The organism is Bradyrhizobium sp. AZCC 2262 (assembly GCF_036924535.1).
Classification (GTDB): domain Bacteria; phylum Pseudomonadota; class Alphaproteobacteria; order Rhizobiales; family Xanthobacteraceae; genus Bradyrhizobium.
The window spans coordinates 7644095-7662338 of record NZ_JAZHRT010000001.1 but is presented as its reverse complement, the minus strand read 5'-3'; the positions used below and the strand labels follow the sequence as shown (position 1 = coordinate 7662338).

Below are 18244 nucleotides of genomic sequence, written 5' to 3'. Positions count from 1 at the left end.
ACCCGTTCTTCTCACTGCGGACGGGCGCTCCGTCGCGCTTGAACCAGCGCCGCAGCAGGGCCGGGGGGCCATCATGCTCGAGGCAGAGATACAGGAGTTGGTTCATGCTCACCCTGCAGCGCTGCCAATCGCAGAAATCGACCCGATGTTCGTCGGAGCAATTAGTGTTTGTCGCGAGATGCAGCTTGGCAGGGCAGGTCGGGTTGACAATTTTCTAATCACTCCTTCGGGCTTGCCGGTGCTAGTGGAATGCAAACTCTGGCGTAACCCAGAAGCGCGGCGCGAGGTGATCGGTCAGATTCTAGATTATGCCAAGGTGCTCAGCCGATGGTCGTTTTCTGATCTTCAGCGTGAGGTGGCGAACCGCACGGGTATGGGGCCGGATGCGCTTTTGAAACTCGTACGGACCGTTTCGCCAACTGTTGATGAGATACAATTTACAGATGCTGTAACGGCCAATTTGCGCCGGGGTCGGTTCTTGCTCCTGATTCTCGGCGATGGAGTGCGCGAGGATGTGGAGGTCATCGCAAGCTATCTCCAGGTTCATGCTGGATTGCACTTCACTTTCGGCCTGGTGGAGTTTCCGGTCTATCGCCTACCTAACGGAGAGCGTTTGGTGGCTCCCCGCGTTGTCGCTCGGACAACGTCAGTGCTACGGAATGTCGTGGCGGCGCCAGAAGGTTTTGTTGTGCAGGATCTAGACGAAGCCGCTGCTGAAGAGGACGTTGGGGCGGATCCAGATCGCGCCGCTTTAGCCGCCACACAACAGGCCTTCTGGAAGGAATTTCTAGATTCTCACCTACGATTGGACGACCGTAGCCAAAGCGTTCCCAAACCGGCCCGTCAGGGCTATCTCGCTTTCATGCTACCAGCACCTCAGGGCAGCAGTTGGCTCACCGTCTACCGGGATTTGCAAAAAGGAGAGGTGGGGGTGTTCCTCTCAGCAAGTCAAAACAGTCCTGGCGAGGCGGCTATGAATGAAATTATCGGTAACTGGGATGAGGTAAAGGGTGCTTTGAACGGCACGGCGCATCTCACAGACGACAGATACGGCCGCAAACGCATCATCGATTCTAAGACAGTGGGAAATTTGGGGGAGGCAGCCATTCGAAAGCAAGCCTTTGATTGGTTAGCGGAGCGCGTCAATGCTTTCGTCAACGTCCTTCGTCCCAGGATTCGTGACGTGATTGCGGACCAAAATGAACGCGCGAGCTAACTCACACTCTCGGAAATCAATGAGGCTATGGCGGATCTGTCTAGTCGTTGAAGCCGTAAAGTCGACGGTGATGCGACAAATACTCGTGGCGCTTCGAGTTAAGATTCGGGATCGTTTGCCTGGGCGTTAATGAACCATCCGCCACGGCTCGCATTATGGGTTGAGAGATATTTGAGCGGCTTTTTGCTGACCAAACGAGTTTCCTCGCCATCCCAGCGATTTGGTTAGTCGTGACCGGTTCGTCCAGCGGACCCGACGTTACAAAAAACAAAAAGCTCATCGCCAAATCTCGTATAGCCGGTCGCCCAGTCACCTCCGCGTCGATCCTCGGGAACGCCAAGCAATTGCTGGATCTGGGCGCGTGTATATCGCGTTCCTACCGCAAATTCCATCGACCGCTTCTCCGCGAATGGCTCCGGCTGTTCTGGCCATTTATCTATTGAGAGGCTGCAAAGCCGGCAAGCCATTTAGCAGGTTGACGCGTCATGCGTTCGATCGGCTCGGGATCCTGCAGTGGCCATACCTTGACCGTCTTGTGCGAGATAAAAAAGCACCGGACGAAGGGCAAGCTATATTGCGGCGCAACCAAAAACTGTTCCGTAAGGGCCGCATGCGAAGGGTGCCCTAGTGCACGACGCCAGCCCGCCGCGGGCGTGTCAGCGCAGCCACCTTCACGCTGACACGCCATCTCAATCTTTGGGCCAGCGAAAACTCGACCGGCCTGATGGGCTCCGAACGGGTTCGCCGCCATCCCCATCGCCGCAATTGATCCGCCCCAGCGTGCGGCTTCTCCTGCGGTCCCCGCGCTTGTGGGTCCGGGTCCCCTGACGCCTTAGGCCGCCTCGCTCGGAAGCGTCGATGTCATTTCGGCGATCTTCTGAAACTCGATAAACAGATCGGGTTGATACTGCTCGAGGTATCGCGCCACGCGGTCGTTGCTGATCAGCTTCTGGAGATATCCCTTTACGACGGTAAGGTGCAGGTGATCCTGGCCGTACGAATCCTGGATCGAAGATATGGCTTCCTGCAGCCGGGAAAGTTCGCGCTCCATGCGCGCAATAGCTTCCGCAGTCATTCCTTTAAGCCGTTTGGGCGTCTGTGGCGTGACCAACTGCGCCTGCGGCGTTCCGGCCAGGATAGCCGAAGCATAACTGACCGAGAAGTTGTTGGCATTGATCAGAAGCTCGGCCGCCTCGATCTGGCGAAGCGGGTTCATCTTTCGAAGAACGTCAAATACCGCCATGGGACACATCTTATCCTTCAGCAGGCCAACTGCTTCTCCGCAGATGCCGTCCAGCAATTGAACCTTGCGCGACAAGCTTCGAACGTTGATATCTAGTGCTCTTGCGATTTTTTCCTTCGGAACGTTCCGTTCGATCGCTTTGGCGATCATTCGCTGCTCCTGGACGGGAGACAGTCGACTGATGCGCTTATTGTAAGTAAAGGCTTCATCATCGGTAGAGACCAGGCATTCCACCTCCGTCCGGCCGAGGTCTCGGAGCACTTCGATCCGCAGATGACCGTCAAGCAAAAGGTATGAATTGGGGTCGCGGCTGTCTTGGATCACCGCTGGCGGCTCGACCAACCCAATCTCTCGAATAGATGCTGCGATCTGACGGTATTTGTGGCTGGATTTGGCGGTCGTTTCTATCGCTTTCACCGGCAGAATGGATGCAATGGGAACGACTACAAAGTCGGAACTGAAGGCCTGTGCGACCGTATCCAAAATCTGAGGTTCAATCGGTTTACTCATAGCACCATTCCGTCAGCTATCCTCTGCTCCAGAAATGCTGGCATTGAGTCGAGACTTTCCGCCTTTAGCAAGTTTGCAAAATTCTCATCATCGCGCAGCTCACGTATCGCTTCGACGATGAAGAGTAGGCGGCTTTGAGTAACCTCCGCCTTTTTGACGAGCAGCTTTTGCCGATCGGCTTCTTGACGATAGACACGGATGATTGATTCACTTGTGAGGGGACGCTTGGCACCATCGCGACGACCAAACCGGCTGTCGTGCATATGCTTGCCTCGGCGCCGCCGTTGCTCGATAATTCGCCGAACGGCGACCAGCTTCTTTCCGCGTAATTTCTTTTCGGTATAAGCTTGGGTCAAAGCGTGCTGAACATCCTCGTCGCTCGATTTTGCAATCTCGATAGCCATATTTAGCGGAAGGATGCCTGCTTCAACCGCGGTAACTAGCCGCTCCTCACCCTTTTCTAATAGAGTTCCGATCATATGAATGTATTCGACGCTGACGCCAATCTTTGGCGCAATTTCGCGATCGCTGTATCCGCGACTGCGTAGGGTGCTGATGTCCTGCAATAGGTCGATCGCTCGATGTTGGCGCCTTGCGCAGTTTTCAACGAGGCTCATGACCAGGCAGTCACTTTCCTCGGCCTCAATTACAATGGCCGGGATCTCCGTCTGACCGAGCTGGATGAAGGCTTCGATTCGACCCTGGCCACAAACTAGATCGTAGCTTGCTGAGTCTGCCTCGCTCCTTCGTGGGCTCACCGTAATCGGGCGCTTGAGCCCGACATTAGCGATGCTCTGCACAATTTCCTGAAAGTTGCGACGATTGCGAACTCGTGGATTCAGAAAGCGAATCTGGTCAATCGGAATGGTCTTTACGCGCTTCGAAGCCTTGGCTTTAGATTTACTCATGCTGCCTCCCGAAATGATGTTTGGGCCGCCATCGAATAGAGAAACTCGAGCGATTCGAATCGGTAGGCATCCAGCGAAAGTGCGTTGTCTTCCGCCATCCGGATCCGGCCGGTATTCATGTCGATGCCTGGAAGAATGTAGTAATCGAGAGGGCGTTCGTTCGAGCGATCCAGGCGGACGGCAACCGTCACGTCCGGCGCAAGGCCCGTGTCAAACCGGATTTGCCATCGAAGCGCACCAGCCCGGGTCTCAAAGGACCGTGCGAGCACGATCGATGCGGTAAATTCCTGGTTGATCAGGAGCAGTTGGCTTATGGGGTCACAGACGACGGTTCCGCCCGCGCTTTCGAGGCCCGTGACAATTTCGGCCAATTGTCGGGGGAAGGACTCGCGTATGTGCCGGTTGATTTCAATATAGCGATAATCACGGTCGGGCGCGTAGCCGATTAGGCTGTAAGCTCTCAAGAGACTGCCGAATCGATATCGGTATATACTTGACGAAGGCATGCCGTCGCGCTCATCGATGATGAGACCCGACAACGATCCCTCTTCGTCAAGGACGACCTGAAGTAGGGAGAGCAATTCTTCATCGGAATAGTGATTGCAGCGTTGATCAATGATCGTTCTTGCACGCTCGAAAAGAGCGCGATCTACAATTGAAGGGAAAACACCATCCGCTCGAACCCAGGTGTCTCGCTGATTGACTACGCGGCGCTGCTTCAGCTTGTAAGAAACGCGATTAAAAATGTTGTTGCCGATATATTTTTCGTTGGTCAGAATCTGGTGTATTGAGGCGCGCGTCCAGGGACGGCCGAGATCACTTAGTATTCCTCGTTGATTCAGCACCAGTGCAATTTCACGCTCCGACTTACCGTCCTCAACGAACATCGAATAGATCTTGTGAACATGTTCGACCTCCTCGAGCGGACCAGGGGTTAGGACGACACGGTCGGTCTGCAGATTTTTTCGGTCGCCACGTCCCAGTTCGCCTTTCGGGTTCCGAGCCTCATCGATTAGTAGGCGCCGCAGACCAAATCCGGCAAGACCGCCTTGGCGAAAGCCGTGTTCTATGAGGCGGCATTGCCCGGCGAATACTTTGACGGATAGTTCACGACTGTATTCGCCAGCCATGACGCGTTTGACGTTTTTGAGCAGGATCGAACCGATGCTGCCGTCATTGTCAAATTGTTCGCCACAATAGTGAACCCGTATGCCTGCCCGAGAGCAAACGTGCTCATGGTAAGCACCTTCATCGGCATCCTGGAATCGTCCCCAACGGCTGACGTCGTAGACCAGAATTGCTTGAAACCCCGCCGTCCCGGATTCCACTTCCATCATCAGCGATTGCAATCCGTCACGACCGTCCATTCTCAGACCGCTACGGCCGGAATCTTCAAAAACACGCGTGATCGTGTAGCCGCGTTGTTCAGCATAGCGGCGGATCGTGTGGAGTTGATTTTCGGTTGAGTATTTCTGGAGGTCTGTCGACATTCGAACATAGGCGGCGGCTAGGGAAGGCCCATCTGCTCGATTTGAGCTTTTTCCGAAGCGTTTAATTTGCCTTGTCAATGGGCACCCAATTCCGACGCGATACTGCCGGCCTCTCCCAAGGCGGTCCCGAGTTACCCGCCTGATCGTATGGGACAGGAGGGTGGAATGTCGTTTCCAAAAAAGGGCAAGTCCTTTCCTAAAAAGGGTAAGTCCTTTCCAAAATGCGACGGAAATGGAAGTTCGGATTTCAGCCTTGACGATCAAGCGTTCGCGATGAAAATTGCATCCGCATTGAAATCAGAACTGAAGGATCGAAACTCACGCGCAAAATTGATCGCGGGCTGGACCGGCGCAAATGAGCGCACGGTCAAAAATTGGATCCTGGGACGATACGCGCCCTGCGGCCGACACCTCGTGGTGTTGGCCCAGCATTCAGATCAGGTGCTCGACGCCATTCTGACGATGGCGGGTCGGCAGGAGTTGCTTCTAGCTCGAAAGGTCGAGGATCTGAGGCGAAGGGTGTTTGAATTGGCGGACATCATGGGGAGGCCCGAGGCCTGACCATGGCAGCCGATCTAGAGGACTAGGAGCGGGCGGGCTGAGGGCCAGTGGTGCTCCTCGGCGCCACCGGCCGGCGAGCGCCCCCGCCGAGGGTTAGTATGGCCTTGGGAAGGCCTGGCGCCGCCCAAACGGGGGAAGGCTTAGAAGGTCCTAAGCCGCGCCGCCGGCGCTTCCGACGGCCCGGTCAAAAGGCACGCTGACCCCCTGAGTACCCGCGACTACCCTGGGCTAAGCGGAGAAGGTTCGATCCCAGTTCCTCTCCCTCCGCCAATGATCAATAGCCTGTTGTAATTTGATAACTAATTCGTCGTCCGTGAAGAACCATCCAAGCGGTTGATCAAGAATCGATTTTCCGGGCGAGATTGGCTTTGAGATTGCAAGCTTTGGGGCTTTGACTGCCCAAAAGCTTGCAATTTCATTTTTGAGGATTCCGTCGAATCGCGAGCCGTGATTCCGTCATCGCATCGGAGGGAGCGATGCGACCAAGGGAACGACGAGAGACGGGACAAGCCGATCTTCTGCGCTCGCGGCTGGACGCGATCATCGACATGGGCCACCCGCTGGTGAAGCTGGCACAGACGATCGACTGGTCGTTCCTGGAGCAGCGGTTCGGGGCGGTCTATGAGGACAAGCCGGGCCGGCCGCCATTGCCGACCCGCCTGATGGCGGGACTCGCGATCCTCAAGCACACCTACGACCTCTCTGATGAGGTGTTGTGCGAGCGCTGGGTGGAGAACCCCTATTACCAGTTCTTCTGCGGCGAGGAGTTCTTCCAGCACCGGTTGGTGTTCGATCGCTCTTCGCTGACGCGCTGGCGACAGCGGATGGGCGAGGAGAAGTTGCAGGCCTTGCTGCAGGAGAGCCTTGCGGTGGCCAGCAAGACCGAGGCGATCAAACCGGCCGATCTTAATCGGGTCATCATTGATACGACGGTGCAGCCCAAGAACGTGATGTTCCCGACCGATGCCAGGCTGCTGAACCGCGCCCGCGAGATCCTGGTCCGGCTGGCGAAGCGATATGGTGTCAAGCTGCGCCAGTCCTATGCCAGGGTGGGCAAGTTCGCGCTGATCAAGCACCAGCGTTATGCCCACGCCAAGCAGTTCAAGCGCGCCAACAGAGCCTTGAAGAAGCTCAAAATCTATCTCGGCCGCATCATCCGCGACATAGGCCGCAAACTCGGCGGCAACGCCGACTTGCTCGGGGGGGTCGTGTTGGAGCGCATGCTGGCGCGGGCGCGACAAGTGCTCGAGCAGAAGCAGCGCCAGCGTGGCCCGAAGCTCTACTCGCTGCACGCGCCGGAGGTGGAATGCATCGGCAAGGGCAAGGCGCACCGGCCTTACGAGTTCGGCGTCAAGGTCTCGGTCGCCACTACGCTGGCGCACGCCAAGGGCGGGCAGTTCGTGAGCCATGTGAAGGCGCTGCCCGGCAACCCCTATGACGGCCACACACTTGCAACCGTCATCCCCGAGATGGAGGCGCTGATCGGCAACACCATCGAGCGCGCGCTCCTCGACAAGGGCTATCGCGGCCACAACGCTCCGCCCGATTACAAGTTCAGGGTGTTCATCTCAGGACAGAAGCGGCGGGTGACGCCACAGATCAAGCGCCAGCTGCGACGGCGTTCCGCCGTCGAGCCGGTCATCGGCCACCTCAAATCCGAGCACCGCATGGGCCGCAACTACCTCTGGCATCGTGAAGGCGACGCCATCAACGCCGTCCTCGCCGCCGTCGGCTATAACTTCCGCCGCCTGATCTGCTGGCTCAGGCTCTTGTTGTGGCAAATCATCGCCACCTTCCCCGGGTCAATCCAGCCTGAAAATCCAGGATTCTTCACGGCCGACTAATTCTCGAAACCGACGAACACTGTAGCCTCTTCAACAGACTTCCGCTCCGACACCACCGCGTTCGCCGGAAACGTTTCATCCGGCCAACCCAGCGCGATGCTTTTCATGATGACCTGATCGTCGGCTATGCCCGCGTGTTCGCGCACCACGGGTGATTGCATGATGCCCTGGCTGTTGATCACGGCGCCGAGCCCGCGAGACCATGCGGCATTGACCAGGGCGGTCGCCACGGCGCCGCAATCGAACGGCGTATCGTCGCTGCCGTCAAGCACGCGGTCATAGGTGATGATCACGCAGACGGGCGCGTCGAATTGACGGAAGCCGCGCAGCACCCAGTCCTGGCGCTTGTCCTTGTTGTCGCGCTCGATCCCCATCGCGGAGAATAATTGCTTGGCGACACCGACCTGCCGGTCGCGGTGTTTGCCCGCAAAGGCCTGACCCGTGCGGAACTCGCGCGACTGCGGGATGCCCGCCACCATCCGCTCGGTGTTGCCGGCGCGGATCCGATCCAGCGGTTCGCCTGAAATGACGTAGAAATTCCAGGGCTGGGTGTTCATCGACGACGGAGCGCGCATCGCCAAACCAATGATTTCCGCAATCAGCGCCTTGGGTACCGGATCGGGTTTGTAACCGCGGATACTCCGGCGACCGAGAACAACGTCGTCAAACTGCATCTGTTTGGGATTCCCTGATACGTTCTGAAACAGTCTGGATTTTCGCGGTTTCTGCACCCTTGCGCAAGCGACGGCGGCGTGTCCTCAACGGTTCAGCCACGCGGAACATGATCGCATCGATATTGCGCGCACGCAGTCGTTTAGCGAATTCCGGGATGATGAAATTGTGCCGCTGATTTGCCCGACGTGTCAAGTTTTCGGCCCAAACCGTCGGTTGCGGCGGCCGCCGGCTACTTTGCATGGGGTTGTTTTCGATATTTTTGGTGGGAGTCGCGGCGGCTCGGCGCGAGATCGGGATATGCTCGATGAGCCCAGCCTGCGCGCTAGTCTTCATCTGCGCCGGGCGTCTTCCTCAGCATGAAATGTCCGAACGCCGAAGCGATGGGTTTGGCCGGGTCGTCCTGCCATGCCTGCGCTTCGAAGGCGACGACGCGCCGGCCCTGCTTTACGATCGAAACCCTGGCGTAGCTGTCCAGCGCGCGGCCGGAGCGCAGGTAATTGATGGTCAGACCGATCGGCTTGGGCGGTGCCAGCACGCCGAGCTCGCGCGTCACACCCACAATCGCGGTCGTTTCCAGAAAGGCGCCGGTCATGCCGCCGTGGATGGCGGGCAACATCGGGTTGCCGATGATCTTTGGCGAGAAAGGCATGACAAGCGTGTCGTCCTCGCCGAGGCGGATACCGAGACAGCGCGCGAAGGGACTGTTGGCAAACAGGCTTGTCGGATCTTCCGGGGCTTCGAGTGCCGGAGGCGCGCCATTGTGTATCCGTTCGTCGGTCAGCATGTTGGTCCGGTTCGCGCCAATCATGAAGCAGGCCGTCGCGGTAGCGACCGGATCATCTTCGGACTCCTGGTAGGCGGCCGAGCGTACGAAGGCGATCGAGCGGGTGACGCGATAGCAGAACGAATGTGCCTTGATGTCGAGGCCCGGTGTTGCAGGTTTCTGATAGTCGATGCGCAGGTCCAGCGTGGCAATCGATCGCGTCCCATCGAGGGCGAGCTGGACGGCCATGCCGCAGCTCTCGTCGAGCATGGCGGTGACGACGCCGCCGTGAAGAACGCCTGTTTCGGTGTCACCGACGAAGACGGGGCGGTAGGGCAGGCTTGACCAGGCCTCACCAGGGGCGGCGCGGTCGAGCCGAAGTCCGCTGATGTATCCATAGACAGAACGGCGCGCTTCGATGGCCTTGGCAAGCTGGTCAAACGGCAGGGGTGCATTCAATGATTTGGTCATGGGGCTCGTTTCGCGGGCTGTTGGCGAATTTTTCTTTCGCTACCCTATCCCGCCTGTTGAATGGCCAAGTCGTACGCCTCGATCGTTGCCTTGGCGCGAACAGCTACTTCCGCCGCCGTCATGCCGGGCTTGTAGAGGCTGCTGCCGAGGCCGAATGCAAGAATGCCGGCGCTGGTGTAGTCCGCGAAGTTCTTGTCGGAGACGCCACCCACCGCGGCGATCATCAGGTTTGCGGGAAGAACGGCGCGAATGGCGGTGATGCCAGCGGCTCCAAGCACGCTCGCCGGAAAGAATTTCAGGCTGGAGGCGCCTGCCTTGGCCGCGAGCAGCGCCTCCGTCGGGGTGAAGACGCCAGGCATCGTGACCATGCCGCGGGCCCGGGCGCTGGAGATGACTTCGGGATCGACGTTGGGGGAAACCATGAGCCGGCCGCCGACATCATGGAGCCGTGCCACATCGTCCAGCGTCAAGACGGTGCCCGCGCCCACGAGGATTTCGGCAGGGGCTTTTTTGACGGCGATCTCGATGGAGCGGAATGGATCAGGCGAGTTGAGCGGGATCTCGATTGCCGTCATGCCGCTGTCGATGAGCACGCCGACGATATCCTCCGTTTCTTCGGGCTTTATTCCGCGCAGGATCGCGACCAGCGGACGCTTCATCGGGGGAAACGGGACAACGCTCATTCATACACTCCAAAATGATTCCGCGGCCATCGAAAGGCCGCGACGGACCGCGTTCTCGGCGCCGATTGATCTGACAGGAACCGACACCGTGTCAAACGCCAACTGGTAAAGCGTCTGGAGCCGCCCTGACGCCACCAGCGTGATGCCGGTGCTGGGTACTTCGCCAGCGAGCCCTGCCGCCAATTCGAGACCAATCAGGGTGCCGGATATTTTCTCGCGGGCCGAGGCTGGCGTGCCGCCGTAGAGGAGTTGGCCCGATCGCACCTGGAACAGCAGATTGGCTGATAACGAAGGCGTCTCGAACGCGGCGGTGACCGCCGACCTGAATGCGTCGATATCTTCCGCTTGATCTGCGCCCGTCACCGCGTGGGACAGGATCGTCTCGCGCGAGATGACGTCGAACAGCTCTCCCGTCATGAATGTGGCGAAGCGATCGACAGTCCCGCCATTCGCCCTGACCCACTTCGAATGGGTGCCCGGCATGCAGACGACCGCTTCACCCGCCGCGTCCACACCCAGCGCACCGAGCAACTGCGTCTCTTCGCCCCGCATGACGTCCGGCGCCTTGGGGTCTCGCTGCGCGATGCCCGGGAGGATGCGGATGTCACGGCCCTGTCCCGGTACCGGGACAGCATGCTTCAGGATCGATGCGAGCCGCGCCGGCGTGTCGACATATCCGGCTTCAACCCAGCCCTGCCGGGCGCCGGCCATGCCGCAGACGACGACGGGCAGCCCAGGCGCGGCGCCGACGGCTTCCAGATGCGATTGCAGCACGGCCGCGAAGCCGAGCTTGCTCGCCACCATCATGCCCTCGGGGCTGCGCCTTTCCCCCAGCACGTTGCCGGCCCGGTCGACGAGCCAAAGCCGAAAACTGCTCGTGCCCCAATCGACCGCGACATAGGCCGCCTGTTTCATTTTAACCCCGTCCGAATGCCATCTGCGCCTCTGCGACATCGTATCACGCCGATCTGGCGGGCGAGGAGTTTACCTACCCCATTCGGCGTTCGCTTTGCAGTTGATTTGCAGAGGTGCAATCAGCATGATCTGAGCTCATGCGGGCCAGGCTGCTTGAGCGCGGCGGGGGCTCGCCAATGAACGCGTCAGCAAGAATGCGTCATAACGACAAGGGGAGGGATGCCGTCGTGATCAATCCGCTTTGCAGGAGTGCGCTTGTCGGCCTCGGTGTATTGCTTGCCTTCCTTTCGGCGCCGGCCCACGCGCAATCGAATCCCAAGACAATAACGATGGTGGTTCCCTACGCGGCCGGCGGCGGCACGGACACGGTAGCGCGTCTCATTGGCGAGCGGATGTCGCGCACACTCGGTCAGACCATCATCATCGAGAACGTCGTAGGAGGCGGCAGCACGCTGGCCAACGATCGCGTCGCCCGGTCGGCTCCCGACGGCTCCACGGTTCTGATCAATCACGTCGGACTGCTTGCGGCGCCCAGCCTTTTCATCAACCTGCGCTACGATACAAAGACGGCGTTCGAGCCGGTCGGCCTTGTCAACAATGCGCCGATGGTCCTGATCGGCCGCAAGTCGATCCCCGGCGAGGGACCGAAGGATTATGTGAACTGGATCAAGGCGCAGGGCGACAAGGCGAACTTCGCGCATGGCGGTCTCGGGACAAACAGCCATTTGTGCGCCGTGATGATGGGCAATGTGCTCGGCTTCAAACCGACGGTCGTGGCTTATCGCGGATCGGCTCCCGCAATCGGCGATCTGCTGGCGGGGCAGATCGATCTTCTGTGGGATCAGGTGACCAACGCGCTGCCGCAGATCCAGGCCGGAACACTGCACGGCATCGCCATTACGTCGCCGCAACGTCTTGAACAGTTGAAGGATGTGCCGACCACCGCCGAACTCGGCATGCCCGAGGTCAGCTACTCGATGTGGCATGGGCTCTACGTGGCGAAGGGCACGCCCAAGGAGACCATCAATGCGCTGAATTCGGCACTCCGCGCGGCGCTGGCCGAGCCGGAGCTTTTGGAGAAGCTGAAGCAGCTCGGAACCTTGCCATTCCCTGACAAGGAGTTGACGCCTGAGGCGCATGCCAGCCTGTTCGCCGCCGACCTGCCACGTGTGGCCAAGCTTATTGAAAGCTCTGGGATCAAGGCGAGCGAAGCGAAGTAGCTGTCTCGTGCGGCGTCGAACGGCCGCGCTGGAACCGGCGCAGCTCCGTCACACCATCAGATCGTGTTGCGCGTGACTGCCGGACAAGTGATGCCATTGTGCAGACAGTTCGATCGTTTGGGCTGCCTCTGAAATCGCTGGCGCCGCACTGGCTCCTGCAGCGTTTTCGGAGGAACTGATCGATGCCGGGATGTCCTTTGCAGGATCGATCACATCCGAAGTTCTTACGTCGGACATCTTGTCCTTGAAGTGGAACGCGTCGTTGGCGCCGTTGATGGTGATTGTCACCACCTGTGCGGTGCCGTCGATGGTGGTCACCTTGAAGCAGTCGGTCAGCGTGTCACAGTCGTTGAGCGCCTGCACCTCGCAATTGGCGTTGTCGAGCTTGTAGGTCCAGACGCCATCCGCCGTCATTGTGAAGGTGCCATAGCCGCCCGCGCTCGCCTTCGGCGCACACACCGCTGTGAATGTGTTGGGCGTGTTGTCGACGTCGGTATCGGTGAGCGTGCCGGTCGCGATCGGCGTACCGTATGTGTGAGCGCCAGCTTCAGTTACCGAGCCGGTCGTGGCGCCAGAAACAACGGCGGCGTCGTTGGCGCCGTTGATGGTGATCGTCACCACCTGCGGTGTGCCGTCGATGGTGGTCACGGTAAAGCAGTCGGTCAGCTTGTCGCAGACATTGAGTGCCTGCACTTTGCAATTGGTGTTATCGAGCGTGTAGGTCCAGACACCATCCGTCGTCATGGTGAAGGTGCCATAGCCGCCCGTGCTCGCCTTTGGCGTATCGATCGCCGTAAAGGTGTTGGGAGTGTTGTCGACGTCAGTGTCGGTGAGTGTGCCGGTCGCGGTCGGTTTACAGGATACGGAATTGGCCACGCCGCCAGCCTCGATGACCGAGCCCTCCTTGGTTCCGCAAATGACGGCGGCGTCGTTGGTGCCATGGATGGTAACCGTCACCAGTTGCGCGGTGCCGTCCAGGGAGGCCACCTTGAAAGTGTCGATCAGCGTGTCGCCGACATTGAGCGCCTGCACCGCACTATTGTCGTCGTCGAGCTTGTAGGTCCACACGCCGTCCGCCGTCATCGTGAAGGTGCCATAGCCGGCATTGCTGGCCGTCGGGCAATTGACCGCCGTAAAGCCGGGCGCGTTGTCGACGTCGGTAGCGGTGAGCATGCCGGTCGCGATCGGCAGGTCGCACTTGGTGCTACCGTCCTCGGTCACGGAGCCGGTCGTGGCGCCGGAAATGACTGCTGCGTCGTTGGCGCCGTTGATGGTGACTGTCACCACCTGTGGGGTGCCGTCGATGCTGGTCACCGTGAAGGAGTCGGTCAGCGTGTCGCCGACATTGAGTGCCTGCACCGCGCTGTTGGCATCGTTGACCGTGTAGGTCCACACGCCGGCCTTCGTCATCGTGAAGGTGCCGAAGCCGTGCGCGCTCTCGGTCGGCGTGCTGACCGCCGTGAAGGTGTTGGGCGCATCATCGACGTCGGCGCTTTTGAGCATCCCGGTGGCGCTCAGCGCGCCCTGCGCGGTGTTGGCGACGCCGCCGGCCTCGATCGCCGTGCCATGGGTGGCGCCCGAGATGACGGCCGCGTCGTTGGTGCCGTTGATGGCGATCGTAAAGGGCTGACTGGCCGAGAGCGTGCCGTCGGATACGGTGATCGTGAAATCCGTGGTGGTCGGCGCAACAAGCGCATTGATCGCGTCATTGTTCGGAACGAACGTATAGTCGCCGGTCGTGCTCTCGACGTAAAGCGTGCCGTAAGGACCAGCCTTTGACACATCGTAGGTTCGGCCAGCGATGACGGTGCTGCCGACGGTTCCCCCGCTGATGCCGAAGGTCAGCGTCGCGCCGCTGCTGGGGCTGCTGGCAAGGAAAGTGCCGTTTGTCGCAGTGAAGACGTCAAAGACCGTGGTGTCGATTTCAGTCGGCCCGGCTATCGCATTCAACGTCGGCGGCGTCGGCGGTGGAGGCGGCAGTTTTCCGAGAATGGTCTCCGGGACCGAGGCGAAGATCGAGCCGGGCAGCACAGGCAAATCCTGCTCTGGGGCGGAATTGTCAATCGGAGTGAAATTGATCGGCTGCACGGGTAACTGTTCGAGAGCCGGAGGTGTGCTCGAGCCGGTTGACCCCATCCCTTTCTCGAAGGTGGCGAGCGCCTCCTGCTGGGCCGCCTGCAATTCGGCCATTCGCGCAGCGGAGTTTGTGGTCTGACTGACGCTGACCGAGGAACCTTGCGGACGCAAGGCGACGGTCTGTCCGGGATCCTCAACGAGGAAGTATCGGGGGATCAGCTCCTTGGTGACGAGCTCGAAGGCGCCATGTTCGAGGTCCTTGTAGGAGATGTTGCCGTCGTCCAGGAATGTGACGTTCGGATCGGCGGCCTGGACCTCCTTCACAAGCGAGAAGGTCAGTGCTGTGAGCGACAGCAGGCCGAATCCGCCGGCGGCACTGCGGTTTCGCGGATCGGCAGCCGTTGCTTGAGCGGAAGTGGCGATCGCACGCGGGAGGGGGCCGGAACCGGCCGCGGTCTGAACGTTGCCGATCGTTCGGGGAAGCGGGGCCGCAACGGCCTTCCGTTCGTCCCCCGTCTCGTCGTGGGATCTGACGAGCATGGCTCTAACCCCGCCTGCCACCTACCTCATGCATTTTTTCGTCGTCTGGCTCTGCCCAGCCCGAAAGGTCAAAATACTCCGCGCCGCCAGCAGAGGCTGGTTGCCGAGATTTCCCGTTCCAAACTACCCCAACTCATGGGCGTTAGGCATTAGGCTCAAAAGATGTAATACTTTTGATAGGGCGGTGGATGATGCCTTCCGCCGACATCGGGTCTAATGTTGCGGTCCAACGTCGCCTTGGCCGACGATTCAAGGCGCCAGTGAGCGGTCTCTCGGACAAGATCTTCTCGGGAAAGGGGGGGTCATGTGCACGCGTGCGATTGCCGTATGGGTGGCAGGTTTCGTTCTGGCGGCGGCCGGACTTTTCGGCGCGCCGGCGCACGCGCAACGCGATTCCGCCAAACCCGCCGTTCAGGATGTCGCGTCAAAGCCGATTGGAAAAGTCGTTGTTGCCACGGGCTCGGTCACGATTGAACGCGCGAGCACGCCGGTCATTCAGGTGGGCACCGCAGGTCAGGCTGCTCAGGCCAAAGTAGGTGACCTCGTCTATCAGGGCGATGCGGTTGCGACCGGCGCCGACGGCAAGGCCGGGATCAACTTCACCGACGGCACTTCCTTCAACCTGTCGAGCAACGCGCGCATGGTTTTGAACGAGTTCGTGTACGATCCAAATAGTACGTCCAATTCCAGCCTGGTCAACCTGACCAAGGGAACCTTCACCTTTGTCGCCGGCAAAGTCGCGAAGACCGGCGATATGAAGATCGACACCCCCGTCGCGACCATGGGCGTTCGAGGCACCACGCCGCGCGTCGAAATTTCCGATGACGGGACGGTCAGATTTTCCACGCTGATTGAAGAGGGCAAGAGCAGCGTCATGCGAAAGCCGGGCGCGCCAGCGGCGCAGCAGCCGGACCAAAAGGCTTTTCCCAAGTCAAATCTGAACATCTGTCGAGGATGCTAGGCCCGTTCTCTGGTTCGAACATCGGAAGGCCTGACATGGAATTGAGTGCGAGCAGGCGCATTATTCACGGCGTAGCGCCTGCGCTTGCCTTGCTGCTGTTGCTGCTGGGGTCACCGGCTGCCGCGCAGAGCCCGAAGAAGAGCGACTATTTGGGGAATGTCGCGCGGTGCAACGGCTCGGATCGCACATCGCTTGCAGCCCGGATCGACGGTTGCACGGCGCTCATCGATTCCGGTCAAGCTACGACGACGGCGCTTGCCATTGCCTATAACAATCGCGGCAATGCCCAATACGGCAAAGGGAGACTTTGATCGGGCCATTCTGGATTTCGATCAATCGATCAAGCTCGATCCAGCTTTCGCCAAGCCCTTCAACAACCGCGGCGCGGCTTATTTGAGGAAAGGCGAATACGACCTTGCCCTCAAAGCTTTCGATCAGGCGATCAAGCTCAATCCGAACTACGGCAGGGCGTTCGTCAACCGTGCCGGGGTCTACCTGAAAAAGAACGAATACGATCGCGCGACGCGGGACTACGACGAGGCCATTCGCCTTGAGCCCAATCTGGAAGCCGCGTGGAGCGGACGCTGCTGGACCCGTGCCATCCTCGGCTCGTTACAGGCGGCGCTTGAGGACTGCAACAAGGTGCTGCAATCATGGCCGAACGATGCCGCCACCCATGACTCGCGTGGACTGATTCACCTGAAGATGGGACAGGCGGGTGCGGCGATCGATGATTTCAGCTCCGCGCTACGGGCAGATCCAAAGCTCGCGACTGCGCTCTATGGGCGCGGGCTTGCCAGGCTCAAGAACGGCGACAAGGCTGGCGGCGATGCCGATATTTCCGCGGCAAAGATCATCCACGCCGGAATCGATGACGACTTCATGCGCTATGGCGTGCGCGACGGCAGCTAGTCAGCGATCCCAGTGCGGCGAACGTGTCGTGAAACGATGCCGCGCCTGATCTACTGGGCTAATCCAGCTTCACGTTCGCTTCCGTCACGACCTTGCGCCAGCGATCGACTTCCGCGGACACCATTTTCGCAAACGCGGGACCGGCGACATCAGGGACATCGGAGCCGTTGCGCTCCCAGGCTTCCTTGATGGCTGCTGTCTGCATGGCCTTCTGCAACTCCTTGGCCATCTGCTGGACGATCGCCGGCGGCGTATTCCTGGGTGCGAACAGGCCGTACCAGGTCGACACTTCATATCCGGCGAGGCCCGCTTCCGCGGCGGTCGGAAGATCGGGGAAGGCCGGCACGCGTTTCGTCGCGGCGACGGCGAGTGCGCGCAACTGTCCCGCCCTGACGGGCGCTGCCGACGAGCCGAGCCCATCGAACACAACAGGCACGTGGCCGGCGATGAGATCCTGCATCGCGGGGCCGGCCCCGCGATAGGGGACGTGCTGGATGTTGGTCTTGGTCAGGACCTTGAACAGTTCGCCGGCCAGATGATGCGTGGTGCCGGCGCCGGCGGAGCCGTAGTTCAATTTGCCCGGATTGGCCTTGGCGTAGGCGATGAACTCGGCGAGCGTCCTGGCGGCGACCTTGTCCGGATTGACCACCACCACCTGCGGCGGCCGCGCGATCAGCGCCACCGCGATAAAGTCCTTCTCGATGTTGTAGTCGAGGTTGGGATAGAGCGAGGGTGCAATGGCGTGATGCGCCGCGCCCATGAAGAAGGTGTAGCCATCAGGCGCGGCCTTCGAGGCCGCCGATGCGCCGACAGTACCACCGGCGCCCGCGCGGTTTTCGATCAGCACGCGCTTGCCGAGCTGGGCATCGAGCTGGGCCGCCAGCGGACGGGCAAAGGCATCGGTGCCGCCGCCGGCCGCGAACGGCACGATGAAGGTGATCGGTTTGTCCGGCCATGTCTGGGCCTGGGCCTGGCCGGCCACGGCGAAAACGACCGCGATAAGTGCAAACAGTGCGCACCGGACAACTCTTGGTTTCACGGTATTTTCCTCCGGCTATTGCGAATTGGGCGGGCCGCTATCGGCGGCGTGATTGTCTTTTTTGCCTCCCTGGTTCCGGTGTTAAACGCGGAAGGGGCAGAGCAACGGGGCTCCACCGTATGCAAGATGCCACACGTGATCCATTAAAATGAGGGGCCGAACGCGGGTCAGAGCCGGGACGTTTAGCCGCTCCCCTCGGTCATGCTGCCGCCCGTTT

General features: G+C 59.9%; 17 protein-coding genes. 7 read left to right on the top strand and 10 right to left on the bottom strand.

Annotation, left to right across the window (positions count from 1 at the left end; genetic code table 11):
• Positions 1-73 precede the first annotated feature (73 nt).
• Positions 74-1216 (top strand): hypothetical protein, encoded by a 1143-nt coding sequence (locus V1283_RS35950; protein WP_334391333.1) that lies wholly within the window; start codon positions 74-76, stop codon positions 1214-1216.
• An 832-nt stretch (positions 1217-2048) separates the two neighbouring features.
• On the opposite strand, the gene V1283_RS35945 is transcribed toward V1283_RS35950, so the two are convergent.
• Genes V1283_RS35945 through V1283_RS35935 form a run of 3 tightly spaced genes read right to left on the bottom strand, consistent with a single transcriptional unit; the run spans position 2049 to position 5445 of the window.
• On the bottom strand, positions 2049-2969 hold the full coding sequence (locus tag V1283_RS35945; RefSeq protein WP_334391332.1) for a plasmid partitioning protein RepB C-terminal domain-containing protein: 921 nt from the start codon (positions 2967-2969) through the stop codon (positions 2049-2051).
• Positions 2966-3877: a plasmid partitioning protein RepB C-terminal domain-containing protein gene (locus tag V1283_RS35940; protein WP_334391331.1), complete on the bottom strand. Its 912-nt coding sequence runs from the start codon at positions 3875-3877 to the stop codon at positions 2966-2968. The genes V1283_RS35945 and V1283_RS35940 overlap by 4 nt, the downstream gene beginning before the upstream one ends.
• Entirely contained in the window at positions 3874-5445 is a 1572-nt protein-coding gene (locus V1283_RS35935; protein WP_334391330.1) for a recombinase family protein, read from the bottom strand. Before V1283_RS35935 ends, V1283_RS35940 begins: the two co-directional genes overlap by 4 nt.
• 87 nt (positions 5446-5532) lie before the next feature.
• Between V1283_RS35935 and V1283_RS35930 the strand changes: the two genes are divergently transcribed.
• Both V1283_RS35930 and V1283_RS35925 read left to right on the top strand, forming a co-directional pair.
• Positions 5533-5928 carry a hypothetical protein gene (locus V1283_RS35930; protein ID WP_334391329.1) on the top strand — a complete coding sequence of 132 codons (396 nt, stop codon included), beginning with the start codon at positions 5533-5535 and terminating at the stop codon, positions 5926-5928.
• Positions 5929-6404: 476 nt separating this feature from the next.
• Positions 6405-7772: an IS5 family transposase gene (locus tag V1283_RS35925; RefSeq protein WP_334385573.1), complete on the top strand. Its 1368-nt coding sequence runs from the start codon at positions 6405-6407 to the stop codon at positions 7770-7772.
• On the opposite strand, the gene V1283_RS35920 is transcribed toward V1283_RS35925, so the two are convergent.
• From V1283_RS35920 to V1283_RS35900, 5 genes are read right to left on the bottom strand one after another with little or no spacing between them, the layout of a single operon-like run.
• Positions 7769-8446, bottom strand: a complete 678-nt coding sequence (locus tag V1283_RS35920) for a nitroreductase (RefSeq protein WP_334391328.1) — start codon at positions 8444-8446, stop codon at positions 7769-7771. The genes V1283_RS35925 and V1283_RS35920 overlap by 4 nt on opposite strands.
• Positions 8436-8780: a hypothetical protein gene (locus V1283_RS35915; RefSeq protein WP_334391327.1), complete on the bottom strand. Its 345-nt coding sequence runs from the start codon at positions 8778-8780 to the stop codon at positions 8436-8438. The genes V1283_RS35920 and V1283_RS35915 overlap by 11 nt, the downstream gene beginning before the upstream one ends.
• Positions 8770-9681, bottom strand: coding sequence for a PaaI family thioesterase (locus V1283_RS35910; RefSeq protein ID WP_334391326.1), 912 nt, complete (start codon positions 9679-9681; stop codon positions 8770-8772). The genes V1283_RS35915 and V1283_RS35910 overlap by 11 nt, the downstream gene beginning before the upstream one ends.
• A gap of 44 nt (positions 9682-9725) precedes the next feature.
• Positions 9726-10364: a 2-dehydro-3-deoxy-6-phosphogalactonate aldolase gene (locus tag V1283_RS35905; protein ID WP_334391325.1), complete on the bottom strand. Its 639-nt coding sequence runs from the start codon at positions 10362-10364 to the stop codon at positions 9726-9728.
• Positions 10365-11279 (bottom strand): 2-dehydro-3-deoxygalactonokinase, encoded by a 915-nt coding sequence (locus V1283_RS35900; protein ID WP_334391324.1) that lies wholly within the window; start codon positions 11277-11279, stop codon positions 10365-10367.
• A 176-nt stretch (positions 11280-11455) separates the two neighbouring features.
• On the opposite strand from V1283_RS35900, the gene V1283_RS35895 reads away from it, so the two are divergent.
• Positions 11456-12499: a Bug family tripartite tricarboxylate transporter substrate binding protein gene (locus V1283_RS35895; protein WP_334391323.1), complete on the top strand. Its 1044-nt coding sequence runs from the start codon at positions 11456-11458 to the stop codon at positions 12497-12499.
• Positions 12500-12547: 48 nt separating this feature from the next.
• Here the strand turns inward: V1283_RS35895 and V1283_RS35890 are convergent, their stop codons facing one another.
• Positions 12548-15115 (bottom strand): VCBS domain-containing protein, encoded by a 2568-nt coding sequence (locus V1283_RS35890; protein ID WP_334391322.1) that lies wholly within the window; start codon positions 15113-15115, stop codon positions 12548-12550.
• A gap of 304 nt (positions 15116-15419) precedes the next feature.
• Between V1283_RS35890 and V1283_RS35885 the strand changes: the two genes are divergently transcribed.
• The 3 genes from V1283_RS35885 (at position 15420) to V1283_RS35875 (ending at position 16988) form a co-directional block, all read left to right on the top strand.
• The gene (locus tag V1283_RS35885; protein ID WP_334391321.1) at positions 15420-16076 is read left to right on the top strand and encodes a FecR family protein; all 657 of its coding nucleotides are present in this window, start codon (positions 15420-15422) and stop codon (positions 16074-16076) included.
• 89 nt (positions 16077-16165) lie between these two features.
• On the top strand, positions 16166-16387 hold the full coding sequence (locus V1283_RS35880; protein WP_334391320.1) for a hypothetical protein: 222 nt from the start codon (positions 16166-16168) through the stop codon (positions 16385-16387).
• The gene (locus tag V1283_RS35875) at positions 16359-16988 is read left to right on the top strand and encodes a tetratricopeptide repeat protein (protein WP_334391319.1); all 630 of its coding nucleotides are present in this window, start codon (positions 16359-16361) and stop codon (positions 16986-16988) included. Before V1283_RS35880 ends, V1283_RS35875 begins: the two co-directional genes overlap by 29 nt.
• Positions 16989-17046: 58 nt before the next feature.
• On the opposite strand, the gene V1283_RS35870 is transcribed toward V1283_RS35875, so the two are convergent.
• Entirely contained in the window at positions 17047-18027 is a 981-nt protein-coding gene (locus tag V1283_RS35870; RefSeq protein ID WP_334391317.1) for a Bug family tripartite tricarboxylate transporter substrate binding protein, read from the bottom strand.
• Positions 18028-18244: the final 217 nt, after the last annotated feature.

Excerpts from the sequence above, each read along its gene's own strand:
- V1283_RS35930 (WP_334391329.1), top strand. The coding sequence starts at position 5,533 with ATGTCGTTTCCAAAAAAGGGCAAGTCCTTTCCTAAAAAGGGTAAGTCC.
- V1283_RS35900 (WP_334391324.1), bottom strand. The coding sequence starts at position 11,279 with ATGAAACAGGCGGCCTATGTCGCGGTCGATTGGGGCACGAGCAGTTTT.
- V1283_RS35885 (WP_334391321.1), top strand. The coding sequence starts at position 15,420 with ATGTGCACGCGTGCGATTGCCGTATGGGTGGCAGGTTTCGTTCTGGCG.
- V1283_RS35890 (WP_334391322.1), bottom strand. The coding sequence starts at position 15,115 with ATGCTCGTCAGATCCCACGACGAGACGGGGGACGAACGGAAGGCCGTT.
- V1283_RS35910 (WP_334391326.1), bottom strand. The coding sequence starts at position 9,681 with ATGACCAAATCATTGAATGCACCCCTGCCGTTTGACCAGCTTGCCAAG.
- V1283_RS35915 (WP_334391327.1), bottom strand. The coding sequence starts at position 8,780 with ATGAAGACTAGCGCGCAGGCTGGGCTCATCGAGCATATCCCGATCTCG.
- V1283_RS35905 (WP_334391325.1), bottom strand. The coding sequence starts at position 10,364 with ATGAGCGTTGTCCCGTTTCCCCCGATGAAGCGTCCGCTGGTCGCGATC.
- V1283_RS35945 (WP_334391332.1), bottom strand. The coding sequence starts at position 2,969 with ATGAGTAAACCGATTGAACCTCAGATTTTGGATACGGTCGCACAGGCC.
- V1283_RS35940 (WP_334391331.1), bottom strand. The coding sequence starts at position 3,877 with ATGAGTAAATCTAAAGCCAAGGCTTCGAAGCGCGTAAAGACCATTCCG.
- V1283_RS35895 (WP_334391323.1), top strand. The coding sequence starts at position 11,456 with ATGAACGCGTCAGCAAGAATGCGTCATAACGACAAGGGGAGGGATGCC.
- V1283_RS35950 (WP_334391333.1), top strand. The coding sequence starts at position 74 with ATGCTCGAGGCAGAGATACAGGAGTTGGTTCATGCTCACCCTGCAGCG.
- V1283_RS35875 (WP_334391319.1), top strand. The coding sequence starts at position 16,359 with ATGCCCAATACGGCAAAGGGAGACTTTGATCGGGCCATTCTGGATTTC.
- V1283_RS35920 (WP_334391328.1), bottom strand. The coding sequence starts at position 8,446 with ATGCAGTTTGACGACGTTGTTCTCGGTCGCCGGAGTATCCGCGGTTAC.
- V1283_RS35925 (WP_334385573.1), top strand. The coding sequence starts at position 6,405 with ATGCGACCAAGGGAACGACGAGAGACGGGACAAGCCGATCTTCTGCGC.